Source organism: Flavobacterium movens, from assembly GCF_039581425.1.
In the GTDB taxonomy this organism is placed as follows: domain Bacteria; phylum Bacteroidota; class Bacteroidia; order Flavobacteriales; family Flavobacteriaceae; genus Flavobacterium; species Flavobacterium luteolum.
Genome location: NZ_JBCPXY010000004.1, coordinates 158212 through 171528 on the forward strand (window position 1 = coordinate 158212; position 13317 = coordinate 171528).

12 protein-coding genes are annotated in these 13317 nt (G+C 31.5%); 7 read left to right on the top strand and 5 right to left on the bottom strand.

Annotated elements, in window-relative coordinates:
* Positions 1-248 precede the first annotated feature (248 nt).
* Positions 249-923, top strand: a complete 675-nt coding sequence (locus tag AAYQ05_RS09160) for a hypothetical protein (RefSeq protein WP_343542821.1) — start codon at positions 249-251, stop codon at positions 921-923.
* Between the two features lie 187 nt (positions 924-1110).
* On the opposite strand, the gene AAYQ05_RS09165 is transcribed toward AAYQ05_RS09160, so the two are convergent.
* Positions 1111-1509 (bottom strand): hypothetical protein, encoded by a 399-nt coding sequence (locus AAYQ05_RS09165; RefSeq protein ID WP_343542822.1) that lies wholly within the window; start codon positions 1507-1509, stop codon positions 1111-1113.
* Between the two features lie 267 nt (positions 1510-1776).
* Here AAYQ05_RS09165 and AAYQ05_RS09170 point away from each other — a divergent pair, with 267 nt between their 5' ends.
* On the top strand, positions 1777-2541 hold the full coding sequence (locus AAYQ05_RS09170; RefSeq protein WP_343542823.1) for a ThuA domain-containing protein: 765 nt from the start codon (positions 1777-1779) through the stop codon (positions 2539-2541).
* A 137-nt stretch (positions 2542-2678) separates the two neighbouring features.
* Here AAYQ05_RS09170 and AAYQ05_RS09175 read toward each other — a convergent pair whose 3' ends face one another.
* The 4 genes from AAYQ05_RS09175 to AAYQ05_RS09190 form a co-directional block, all read right to left on the bottom strand.
* Positions 2679-3515 (bottom strand): hypothetical protein, encoded by an 837-nt coding sequence (locus AAYQ05_RS09175; RefSeq protein WP_343542824.1) that lies wholly within the window; start codon positions 3513-3515, stop codon positions 2679-2681.
* A 220-nt stretch (positions 3516-3735) separates the two neighbouring features.
* A complete protein-coding gene (locus tag AAYQ05_RS09180) occupies positions 3736-4437 on the bottom strand; it encodes a M23 family metallopeptidase (RefSeq protein ID WP_343542826.1) in 702 nt (233 codons plus the stop codon).
* Positions 4438-4439: 2 nt separating this feature from the next.
* Positions 4440-5168 (bottom strand): hypothetical protein, encoded by a 729-nt coding sequence (locus AAYQ05_RS09185; protein ID WP_343542828.1) that lies wholly within the window; start codon positions 5166-5168, stop codon positions 4440-4442.
* Positions 5169-5262: 94 nt separating this feature from the next.
* Complete coding sequence (locus AAYQ05_RS09190) at positions 5263-6408, bottom strand: helix-turn-helix domain-containing protein (protein WP_343542830.1); 1146 nt, start codon at positions 6406-6408, stop codon at positions 5263-5265.
* 434 nt (positions 6409-6842) lie between these two features.
* On the opposite strand from AAYQ05_RS09190, the gene AAYQ05_RS09195 reads away from it, so the two are divergent.
* The 5 genes from AAYQ05_RS09195 to AAYQ05_RS09215 all read left to right on the top strand — a co-directional run bounded on the left by AAYQ05_RS09195 (position 6843) and on the right by AAYQ05_RS09215 (position 13242).
* Positions 6843-7379, top strand: a complete 537-nt coding sequence (locus tag AAYQ05_RS09195; protein WP_343542832.1) for a porin family protein — start codon at positions 6843-6845, stop codon at positions 7377-7379.
* A 329-nt stretch (positions 7380-7708) separates the two neighbouring features.
* Complete coding sequence (locus AAYQ05_RS09200; RefSeq protein ID WP_177210709.1) at positions 7709-8806, top strand: exopolyphosphatase; 1098 nt, start codon at positions 7709-7711, stop codon at positions 8804-8806.
* A 138-nt stretch (positions 8807-8944) separates the two neighbouring features.
* A complete protein-coding gene (locus tag AAYQ05_RS09205) occupies positions 8945-10237 on the top strand; it encodes a nucleoside hydrolase-like domain-containing protein (RefSeq protein ID WP_343542836.1) in 1293 nt (430 codons plus the stop codon).
* 445 nt (positions 10238-10682) lie between these two features.
* On the top strand, positions 10683-12083 hold the full coding sequence (locus AAYQ05_RS09210; protein WP_343542838.1) for a DUF1254 domain-containing protein: 1401 nt from the start codon (positions 10683-10685) through the stop codon (positions 12081-12083).
* Positions 12084-12141: 58 nt separating this feature from the next.
* Positions 12142-13242: a DUF1214 domain-containing protein gene (locus tag AAYQ05_RS09215; RefSeq protein ID WP_343542839.1), complete on the top strand. Its 1101-nt coding sequence runs from the start codon at positions 12142-12144 to the stop codon at positions 13240-13242.
* The last annotated feature ends 75 nt before the right edge of the window (positions 13243-13317 follow it).

Below are 13317 nucleotides of genomic sequence, written 5' to 3' on the forward strand. Positions count from 1 at the left end.
ATTTACTATAAATTTTTAAATCCTAACAGCTCGGCGAGCTCATATCCGCCGCCGCGGACACAGGTTTGAGTCCTGTTCCCGCTACAAGGTAAAAGCTTCAGAGAAATCTGAAGCTTTTTTTGTTTATATACCTTTCTCATTCTCTTCGCGAGCACAGATTGCAAATCTCAACTATCGTCGTCTACATATTGGAGCGATCGGGTTTTAATTACAGAAAATTAAATAACTTCGCTTTAAACAAAATTAACATGAAAATTATCTGTATCACATTATTGCTTCTCATATTTTTGGGTTGCAAAAAAAATGTAATAGAAAAAGAAATGAATGCAATGAACGAAATGAATTTCGTTCCAACCAAAAGCATGAAAATAAAAAATTTATTACCCTTTAAAAACCACGATGTTTGTATTGGTTCTTATATCTTAAAAAATGACTCAATTATCTCACAATATGAAATTGAATCAAAGTACTCATTAATAGTCATAAAACTTAAAAATATTTCTCAGAATTTCACATTCAATAATCATCAATCAACTAATTATTCAACACCAGGTTATTTTTCTACAATTAATGAAGGTTTATTCGAAGTTAATTTGAGTCCGGAAGTATTTAAAGATGACTATAAAATTAATCGCATAGATTTTTTTTCAGATAATGAGATAAATTACCAAATAAATAATGACACTATAAAAAGCTTTAATCTAAATTTCAGTAACTATGTCATCAAATTTAACAATAAAGATTCAAAAGTAATATATAGCAAAATAGAATATTATGGATTAAAAAACATAAATGCTAACATAGTATTTTATCATAATGAAGATAAACAATATATCTTCATCATGACACCTCTGAAGAAAAACGCTCCTATAGATAAAAATAAATTGTACGATCATCTTTTTGGAAATAATTTATTAAAATAAAATATCTAAATTGGATTTAAGTTTTTTAAATCATCTTTAAAATGGTTCGAAAATTGTCCCGTTAGGCTACAGAGACAAAAGCTTCAGAGAAATCTGGAGCTTTTCTTTTTTAGTCTTTATTAGATTAAATCTAAATCCTTTGTGGTGCTTTTATGAGGTGGATTTTATGCTTTTGGAGATGGTTTCATTATTCTAGATTTCTCCAACCTGAAACATTTCCAGATTTTAATTGAAGTACGATAAATAAAAGTATTACTCCTGATAATCCCAAAAAAGACACAATTATTCCTATTCCAACATATAAATTAAGCAGAAAAGTTAAAACACTAATTGTTAGAGTTCCCCAAAATGCCCATTTTTTCCATTTAAAAAGGAAAAATGTAAAAAGCAAATCTAGAATCGTGAAGACAACATAACAGTAATTTATTTTTTCGGCAAGATCAATTAAATCATTATCTGGATTTGAATCTAAAATTGTTTTCAAAGTATAGAAATCGGCTATTAGAAATAGTGAAAGCAAAATTGTAACTATTATATTCCTTTTTTTAGAATTTTCTATATCGCTTTTATTTGTATTGATGATCATTTGTTTCTGTTTTTTTCTGCTTGCACATAACTTATTATATGTGCGATAACTTTCACAAAATATTTATTTTCAAATATATAATTTCCCCTCCACAAACTGCCAAAAGGACTGTAATTAAATTTATACTTCTTGGTACTATAATGAGTAGCCTCTTCCCGCTACTAAGAAAAACACCACTTGTTTTTTTTATGGCATTTTGCGACAGCGGAGTAAATACAACCAGCAGAAAATATTTTTTTATATCTTCCCAAAATAAAATTTTCTAAAATGAGCCATCAGTTTTCAATAAAAAAATCATTTTTATTCAGCTTCATTGTACTAACAAGCTATTTTCTAGTTTCTTTTCATATAAAAAACAAAGAACAGACCACTTCTTATAAAACAAAACAAGTACTGATTTTTTCTAAAACCAATGGCTTCAGACATGAAAGCATTCCTGCCGGAATTGCAGCGATAAAAAAACTGGGACAGGAAAATCATTTTATTGTAGACGCTACCGAAGATTCTCTGGCAATTAATTCAAAAAACTTAAAGCAATACCAAGCCGTTATATTTTTAAGTGCCTCAGGTAATGTTTTAGACAAAAATCAAAAATTGGCTTTGCAAAAATTCATAGAAAATGGAAATGGTTTTGTTGGTATTCATTCGGCCACCAACTGCGAACCAGATTGGTCTTGGTACACGCAAATGATCGGCGGAATTTTTGAAGGACATCCTGAACCACAGAATGCTAAACTTATAATTGTAGATCACGAACATCTATCTACAAAACATCTTCCTGCAATTTGGGAACGAAAAGACGAATGGTACAATTTTAAATATCTAAATCCAAACGTAAATGTGCTTATAAAAATTGATGAGTCTTCATACAAAGGTGGCAAACATGGCATTAATCATCCCTTGGCATGGTATCATGACTATGATGGCGGAAGAGTATTTTACACTGCTTTAGGACACAGCTCTGAAAGTTACAGCGATCCTCTTTTTGTACAGCATTTACTTGGGGGAATTACTTACACTATTGACAAATAAAAAGATGAAATGATGATAAGACTTGAAAAATAAATCATTTACAAAAATATATTAATTCACATCATCCGATATTAAAACAAAAGCTTCAGATTTCTCTGAAGCTTTTTTATTTTATTTTTTCCACAGGTTTTATTAAATTATATTTCAGGCATCACATTTTCGAACACATATTTTTCCCATTGCTCTTTACTAAAAACTACATTGCCACATTTTACATTTTCAACCTCTGAAACTAAAACGATTTGTTTTATTTTATCCATAAAATCTACTAGTTTTTTCTCAATAAAGTCAAACCTAACCGTTTTAAACTCATCAGAATTGTTGATTATACAAATTTTCGCGCCTAGACCTGAGCCCTGCTCTTTAACAGGACGAATTGACCAATCGCTATAATTGTCAGAACAAACTTGATCAATATCAACTGGATTACAGAAATAATCAATATAAGCTGCTTCAATTCCTTCTGCCGCTAATTTATCAACCCAAAAAGTAGAATTCGGCAGATTCTTAGATTTATACTTAAAATCAAAAACATCCTCTGATAACTTTGGTTCTAGCACTTGTACTTCGACTTCATCTAATATAATTGAGAAATTTTCGTAATCAATTATAGCGCTAAAATCCTGCCACCAATTTTCGATTTTAACAGCATATTTATTTTCAATTGGTATGATTGCAAAAGTATCTGAACCACTAATTTTTGAAGAAAAATCTTCATTGGAGATATCTTCTCTTGTTATTTTGTGTCTGTTTTCTTGTTCACACCAATTATTTTGAACTGAATAAATTCTACTAATTTGTTCAAGCTTAAATGATATTTTATGAAATAAATATTTTTCGAAAGCAAATTTCCCGCTTGTCTCTTTATAGTCTAATGAAATTTTTATATCTGTTTCCGTAAACTCAATTTTCAGTTTTGAATATTCAAAGTAATTTTTAGTATGCAACCATTCATGAAAACTGTTATTATCCATAGCAATATTTAATTTTTGTTTGAGTTTATAGCTAGCTTATTTTTTTCAAATGTATAACTTTTGCACTACTAACCTACAAAAGCACTTTAAATTTTATCGATGCTTTTTACCACTTATATGAATGCATCTCGCTACTAAGTCAAGCTTCAAATTTCCCTCATTTTTTTTGCAACTCAATAATTCAATTTATAATTGATTGACATTCAAAAAATATTCTTTTTCACTTCTTCCTCACAATTTGACCCGTAATAGGTTCTCCTTTTTCTGTAAAAATATCATCGGCATAGTAGTTCTGAAACTGCATAGGAAGACCGACACCCGTTACAAGTGACGAAGTTGTCTGAAGATGGTAATGCAAATGCGGACCTGTAGAATAACCGCTGTTTCCGGCTAAACCTACCTTCTGGCCTCTTTCTACATTATCGCCTACGGCTACTATAATAGAATTCTTTTTTAAATGAAGCATAAAAGAAAATTCTCCATTCAAATGGTCTATAATAATATAATTTCCTAACGATTGTTTGCTATTTTTAATTCCTGGAATATTATCCTCAATATTGTTCTCTACAGCTATTATTTTTCCATTTCCAGGAGCATTTAAACGTTTCCCAAAACAATAATAATCTTCATTTTTGGTTCCGTCTCCCTTATTTCCTTTTCTGTCTATGACGTGAACAATATCTAGCGCATATCTCTGGTGGCGGTTAGGAGTAAAATGATGATTTAATTCTAGAGATTTTCCCCCCGCAACTATATACCAGTCGTCTTCAAAAGGCAGTTCTAATACTGTTTTTGTCTTGTAATTTAAATAAATATTCTCATCATATTTTCCTTCGTCACCCATTAAAGTATCTACACATGAAGTAAATAGAAGCGTAAATAGGATTGCAAAAAAGTAACCTAAAGATTTGATTGGTTTCATGATTAAAATTTGTAGTTAATACCTAGGTTTAATTGATGCTGCAGTTCTCTATATGCACTTGGCACCTGAAGTCTGGCGTAATTAAAGTTATACGTTGCTTTTATCTCAAAATGATTCGAAAGCTTATAGCCATAATCCAAATCCCATAAAACACTTTGATAGTTGTTTATTGTATAAAACTTTCCTTCAGCGTTGGTAACTCTAAGCAAAACTACAGGAAGGGTTAATTTTGACGATAAATATTGTTTTTCATTAATTTGGTATCTGAATTTACCCGCTATTCCAAATTCCTGATGCAAAGTATAATAATCATCATTATTAAAAGTCGAAGTATTCGGATTACTGTAAATAGAAGTATTAGTCTGCGATTGGAGTCCTACATATATGGTAAACTTATCTTTGCTATAAATATCTTTCAGATAAGAAAAACCTAAACCGACTTTTGAATAATCTGTATTGAGATTAGAAAGCCTATCCGTTTTTAGTCCAGCTGAAAGATAATCTAGCTTAACTTCAAATAGATTATCATTTTTGCTAGTTCGTGTGTAGTTTAATTTATACACCAGCCCTTCATATTCATACATTGCTACTGGAGCAAATTCTAGATTTTTTAAGAAGCCAAAATTATTTCCCACAGAGAATTCCAGCTGGTTCTTTTTTTCGGTCGTTTGCGATTGAACCGCTACCGCAGACAAAACTGCAGTAGTAATTAAGAGTCGATTTAATTTCATATAAATTGCAATGATTAAGTTGATTATCACAGCAAACCTAAATGAAATAAAAACCGACAAAGTCCAAATATCTTAAGACTAGAGAAATCCGAACTTATTTATTAGTATTCCGAAAACTATTTGGTGTCATACCTGTAGATTTTTTGAAGGCGTTATGAAATGTTGTCTTCGAAGTGAATCCAGATTCTAATCCTATTGCAAGCAAGCTGTAGTTTTCATAGTCAGAATCGAGAATCATTTCTTTCACGGCTTCAACCCGATAGTTATTTATATAATTAGCAAAGTTATCTCCCGTAATCACATTAATGAGCTGTGAGACATATCCCGCACTTATTCCTAACTGCTCTGCTACTTTTTCTCTGTTTAGATTGCTGTCTTTATAAATCTGATGCTCTTCGCAAAGTATTTCCAGTTTCTTAAAATAAGGGTTTTCTTTTGTAAAGATTTCTAAACCATTTACATCATTCCCTTTTTTAAGAGTTACTTCTTCGATAAGCATTTCATCTTCTAATACATTTTTTTTATTTAACCGTTCTTCTATTCCTATTTTATTGTCGGCTAGCCTATATCTAAACACACCATAATAAGCTGTACAATGAATTAAAAATGTGGCAAACAACGCTAGAATCTGCATAATATATGAGAGATCGTATTCAAAAAGCAAGCCTGTCAGAATAGCCACCATCCAGGAAAGCATTAATATATAAACCAAAAACCATAAAAAAGTAATCCATTTCTTTTCCTGTTTATCTTTTGAAAATTTAATAAACCTGAAAGTATAAATAGCCATAAAAGGCATAAATACCAAAATAAGATAAAAATCAAAACTCCCTATAGTTTCTAAAATGCTTTTAAGAAAGTGCGGAATTGTAAAAATATGTGCAACAGCATCACAGTCATAAAAAACATTTGTAATGGCTGAATATATAAACGGAGCATACAGCCATAGAATCTTTCTGGAATTTCGAATAGGATGATTTACCTGATGTATAACAAACATGAAAATAAAAACCGGGAAGAGAAATGCCCATTCGACATTATCAAGAAAACGCAGAAAAGGCATGCTGCTGTAAAGATCAATTATTTCGAAGATGAGATTGGCAATAAGCACTGAAAGAGTGAATATTGCAAAAGCCAGATACCTATTGGCATTACTTTTAAAAAGAGGTGATTTTAGAATAATTGCTCCAAGAACTATACCTTGAAAAATTGCCGTGTTAAAAAAAATAGTAAAGATCAATCTATATAGTGGTATTTAGTTACGATGCTGTTTCTGTTTTTTTTTTTTAGGTAATTACCTATAATTTTCCATGACGAAACTATACTTAATTGATTTTATTTACTGTTAAAGGATTTACAATTAAAACTAAATGAAATGACAATTAATAAGATCTGAATTACAAATTATCATTCGATTATTCTATAAAATCTTTAATAGAGTGGTTTATTTCAATGTTTCACATTGCTAAGAAAAAGTTAACGAGAAGTTAGAAATATACGCGGGCTATATTTTACAAATTAGAACCAAATTAGCTGGAGACAACTTTCTTAATTACATTAATGGATATAAAAACATCAGTAAATAAGTACCAATTTATCCACTTTTAAGGTTTTGAAACCTTTTATACTTTTTTTTACATCAATTTTGGCTTCAAATAATTCAAATCAATTTTTATGAAAAAAATTTTATTGCTAGCTGTTTTTACAGTTTTAGGATTTGCGAATGTTAATGCCCAAGAAATTAAATTTGGAGCTAAAGCAGGTTTAAACTTTTCAACTGTTAATGGAAGTAACACCAATAACATTGGTTATGTAACATCTTATCATGTTGGCGTTGTATCGGAAATTCCAATATCTGATAAATTTTCCTTCCAGCCAGAAATAATGTATTCTCGCCAAGGATATACCTTCAATAATGATATAGTTGCTATGAATTATTTGAACATTCCATTAATGGGAAAATATTACGTAACAAAAGGATTGAGTCTTGAAGCTGGACCGCAAATAGGTTTTTTACTTTCTGCAAAAAATGAAGGAGTGAAAGTAACAAATTCATACACGACTTTTGATTTTGGCGCTAATTTTGGCATCGGCTATAAACTAGAAAATGGACTTAATTTTAGTGCCAGATATAACTTGGGAATAACTAAGGTTGATACTGATAATAGAAATGGAGTATTTCAAGTATCTGTTGGCTACTTCTTTTTCTAAAATTTAATACTCTCGCTTTTATACTTGGTGCTTCTTCAAAAAGAAGATTATCATAACCGATGAGTATATATTAAAAAAGCTTCAGAGAAATCTGAAGCTTTTTTTATTAATATACTTTATCGAAATAAATCCCGTTATTTCTTTACAATAATTTAATATCAGGTTTTCTCAATAACTGATTTTATATTATTAAATGTTTTCTTAAATTCGCAATTCCGTAATGAAATCATTTGTTTTCATTCTAAAATTGTGATTTTCATATCAATACCACAAAAAAGAAACTTTGTAATCTCTTAAAAACAAATATATTATAACTACAATTCAACACAATGCTTAAAAAACACAACCCCAAATTTTTATTTTTTACCCTTCTAACTTTATTTTTTTCTGTTACTGCATTTTCACAAAAAAGTATTTATGCTGGAATCGAAATTGGTCGTAGAGCCATAAAAGTTTCGGTTATTGATGTAAATAACATCAGAAAAGCCGATTATAAAATTCTTTCTTTTTGGACTGAAAGAATTCCGTTTGCTGACCATATTACTGCTAATGGAGAACTTACTGCAGAAGATATCACTAAAACTAGTGTTATCGTTACCAACCAATTGCAAAAAATTAAAGCCGAAAACAAAATTCTTGAAGAAAACATTTTTGTTGTGGCTGCTCCCGTTTTTGCATCTGCCCGTAACATCGATGTATTAAAAAACAAAATCGCTCTTTTAACTAGCAAACAGCTAGAAATATTAGATGTTAACGAGGAAGCAAAAACACTTGTAAAAGGTGCCATTCCTCCTGTTGATTTTGCTAATGCTTTCCTTCTTGATATTGGTGCTCAAACTACAAAAGGAGGTTATATTGACGAACTTAAAGACGGTAAATTAGAGTTTGTTCCATTAGAACTTAGTTTTGGAACCATGACGCTTACTGATGCCGTAGAAAAGACAGTGGTAAACAAAAGTCAAGTAAACGATATGTCGACTTATCAAGAAAAATCTTTTGATTATAATGTAATTCTACGCAAAAAGACTAAAGAGTTATTTGATGCCAATCCTCCTTTAGCAAAAAAAGATAAACTATATTTATCTGGTGGTGCTGTTTGGGCGTTTTCAACTCTTTTCTATGATGAAAATGTGAATAAAGATCATTATGTTTCTTTAACCCTTCAAGATGTTATCGATTATGATGCTGTTCTTAAAAACAACTTCGGTAAGTTTACAAACCTTGCAAAAACAAACAAAGAGGCCGCAAGAGTTTTAAGCACTTACGATCAAAAATACTTAATTTCTGCTAACAACATTCTTGTAACTTGTCTTGAAAGTATTCCAGATTATGCTACAAAGAAAATCTACTTTGTAAAAGAAGGACAGGTAATCTGGTTAATCTCTTACATTGCAGATCGTTCGAAAAAAATAAATACTAATTTCTAAAAAAGTATTTTTCAATATTATAGAGCCTCAGAGAAATCTGGGGCTTTTTTATTTTCAGTTCAAATCAAATCGAATCAAAATTTTGATATCTTAGCAATATTGCAATCGATTACATTAAACCGACAAATCATTTTTGCTATGAGAATTTCTTTCTATCTATCTTTCTTTTTCAGCTTTTTTATGGCTGCTTACTCTCAAAAACCAACACCTGAGCAACCTCGAATACTAATTAGTACAGATATTGGAGGAACAGATCCCGATGATAATCAATCTATGGCGCATTTATTAATGTACAATGAAAAATTTCAAATTGAAGGATTGGTTTCCTCGCCTTCTTATGGAAATGGAAGCAAGCAGGAAATAATTCGAATGATTGATCTTTACGAAAAAGATCTTCCGAAACTTCAAAAACATCAAACAGGTTTTGCTACGCCAGAATATCTGCGTTCGATATCGAAACAAGGTTATCGCGGAAATGTGTCTTTTATTGGCTATTCTAAAGCTACTGAAGGATCTGACTGGATTGTAAAATGTGCCAGAAAAAAAAGTTCTCAACCTTTATGGATATTGGTTTGGGGAGGTTTAGAAGATCTTGCTCAGGCTTTGCACGATGCTCCTGATATTCAAACTAAAATTAAAGTATATTGGATTGGCGGCCCTAACAAAAAATGGAGCGCAAACAGTTATGCTTATATAGTTGCCAATTTTCCGAATCTATGGTTCATAGAAAATAACTCTTCTTATTACGGTTTGTTTTCTCCTAGTGAAGAACCTGATAGTGTGGTTATTTCAAATTATTATAGTAAACATATTCAAGAAAAAAGTGCTTTAGGAAAAGACTTTATCAACTATTATAAAGGCGAAGTTAAAATGGGAGATACTCCTTCTCTTTTATATATGATGGACGGCGACCCAAATGATCCAACTCGCGAAAGCTGGGGAGGTAGTTTTGAAAAGTTTAATTATAGTTCGAGAACTATATTTGATCGTACAACAACTATTAAAGATACTGTGGCTTACTGTTCTATTATGGAACTTCGTTTTACTGTGCCAAAGACCAACGCCAAAAAAGAATCAATTTGTTTTTGGATGGAAGTACCTTACGGAAAAACCATTCAGAAATGGCCTGGATATTATATCGGAAATGATGTTTATGCCATTAGATATATTCCGAAAAAAGCTGAGGTTTTACATTATAAATTAACTTCAGACCTTCCAGAAATTAATGGTAAAGAAGGCGCAATTGTGGCAACCAACTTATGGCCAGGCAAAAAAAGCCAAACCGATTATAAGTTAGGAACCAATTGGTTTACTGACAAACAGGACAAAAATCTCTATTTTGGAAAAATTCAAGGAGGAATAACCGTCTCAAAATGGAAAGAAGAGATTTTGCTAGATTGGAGCAAAAGATGGAAATGGCTAAATGAATAATTAAACTTAAATACATTATTTTATAATATATAAAGCTTCAGAGCAATCTGGAGCTTTATTATTTGATATTATAGCAATATTTTATCTTCCAACAGGAATATCTCATCGATAAAAAAATATCATTTTTGATTGTGTCCTGTACGGACACCTAATTTGCGAAATGAATTTTGCGAACATAATCAAGCGTTCTTACGGAATGTACATGTCTGAATCCAATTAAAAAAATCTACTAACCAAACATTCCTACGGAATGATGAGCTTCTTAAAAATTTTAAACCTGTTAACTTTTTTCAGGACAACTCTCCGTTTTAAAGCTCTTTAATTTGAAAATGGTTGCAACTTATAATTTGAAACCATGTTTGCCATTCAAAAAAGTATAATTTTTCTTTTAAACCCTAATTTTAAAATCAGGAAAAAATCATATATGAAATAAAACCTCCCGATTATGAAAAATTTAACCGCTTTTTTTATGGTAACTCTTTTAGCAGTAACTGCCTGCAAAAAAGAACCATCAAAAGATAATCAAGAAACAGCCAATACACTGTCTACTGACTCCATAACTGCTATTGCAAAAGAAGCCTGGATATACGGCTATCCAATATTTTATAATTACAAAGCTATTTACTCCAGTGCAATCAACAAAGAAGCTAAAGAATATTCCGGATTTAACAAATTCAAAAGCGTAGCTACAAGCGCAACTCCCGCAGATACTTTAATCATAACCATAAATAACGATACTCCGTACTCAATGGCGCCGATTAATGTTTCAGACGAACCTGTTATTCTTGAAGTGCCGAAAATAGAAAACGACCGATATTATGTAATGCAGTTAGTAGATCTCTACACCTTCAATTTTGAATATGTAGGATCGCGAGCAACTGGCAATAATGCAGGTAAATATCTCATTGCAGGACCAGATTGGAAAGGAGAAACTCCTAAAGGCATTGATAAGGTTTTACATTCTGAAACCAATTTAATATATCTTGTAGGCCGTACTCAATTACACGATCCAGCCGATGTATCAAATCTTAAAAAAATACAGGCGCAGTATAAATTAATTCCGTTGCATGAATACACAAAACAGCCTGCTCCTCCTGTAAAAAAATACAATCTACCTTTGCCAGTCTGGAAAGAAAGCGATTATGATTCGCTTCAATTTATCAGTGCATTAAATGCTTTATTACAATATGCAAACGAAGACAGCAGCGAAAAAGAACTGAGAAAGCGTTTTGCCAAAATTGGAATTGTGCCAGGACAACCTTTTGACAGTTCAAAATACTCGCCAGAAACGATAAAAGCAATTGAAAAAGGAATTGCCGAAGCCAAACAAGAACTGAATTCTAAAATAGACAATGTCAAAGATGCCGGAAGTCTTTTTGGCACACGTGCAGAACTTAAAAATAACTTTCTAAACCGTGCAATTGCTGCAGCTGCCGGAATTTACGGAAACACTAAAGAGGAAGCTGTTTATACCGGAAGCAATGTTGATAAAAACAATCAGCAGCTTTTAGGAAACAATAAATATGTATTAAAATTTACTAAAGATCAGTTGCCTGAAGCCAAATACTTTTGGAGCATCACGATGTACAATCTTCCTAAACGTTTTCTAATTCCAAACCCAATTAACAGATATTCTATCGGCAATAAAACCAAAGGTTTAAAATATGAGCCAAACGGAGATTTAGTTATTTATCTGCAAAGCACTTCTCCTGGAAAAGATAAAGAAAGCAACTGGCTTCCGACACCTAAAAATGAAAAATTCATATTTGTGATGAGAATTTACGGTCCGCAACCAGACGTTATTAATAACATTTGGAAAATGCCTCTTCCAGAAATTGTAAAATGAAAACCATTGCTACAGAAATAAAATCATATCCATTTTTCTAATTTTAATTTCAAATAATATGAAAAATTACAAATTATTATCAGGTCTATTTTTAGTTGCTATATCGTTACTAACTTCTTCCTGCAAACAGAATAACGGCAAATCAGAAACGGATTCTTCTGCATTAAAAGATTCTACTGCTGTGACTTCTGATTCAGTCGCACAAAAAAACAGTGTTCCTGTTACTGCTGCAAATTTTAACCGCGCAGAAACAGATCTTTACTTTACGACTTCGGTTAAAGATGCTGGTGGTATTGGTAATATGCATCATTATAGAACTTTAATGCCAATTGACAAACAAGCTGTAATTCGTGCTAACCGAGATGTGTTATATTCTTCTGGAGTTTATGATCTCGATGCTGGACCAATAACCGTTACATTGCCAAATCCAGGAAAACGTTTTATGTCTATGCAGACTATCGACGAAGATCACTATTCTGAAACGTATTACGCTCCCGGAACTTTTACTTTTACAAAGGAAAAAATCGGGACACGCTATCTGATGTTAGGAATAAGAACTTTTATTGATCCTAACGATCCGAATGATTTACCGAAAGTTACAGCATTGCAAGATGCAATTAAAATTAGCCAAAAAGATAAAGGAACTTTTTCGGTTCCAAATTGGGATCTAGTGAGTCAAAAGAAAGTTAGAGATTCTTTAATTGACGTTTCTAAAAAATTATCTGATACAAAAGGAATGTTTGGAGTAAAAGGTAAAGTCGATGAAACACGCCATTTATTAGGAAGCGCAACAGGATGGGGCGGAAATCCAGAAAAAGATGCACTTTATCTTTCTGTTTATCCTAAAAAAAATGATGGAAAAACGGTCTATAAACTTAAAGTAAAAAATGTTCCTGTAGATGGATTTTGGTCTATAAGTGTATACAATAAAGAAGGTTATTTTGAGAAAAACGATCTCAATATGTATACCTTAAATAATATTACAGCAAAAAAAGATGCTGACGGATCGATCACTATTCAGTTTGGAGGTTGTGACGGTAAAACACCAAATTGTATTCCGGTTACCGCAGGTTGGAATTACTGGGTTAGACTTTATCGTCCGCACAAAGAAATACTTAATGGCTCATGGAAATTTCCTGAAGCGGTTGAAGTTAAATAAATAGTATTGCCAATAAAATTAAGGCTTCAGAGAAATCTGGAGCTTTTTTATTTAAATTAATCTGTTAAAAATTTC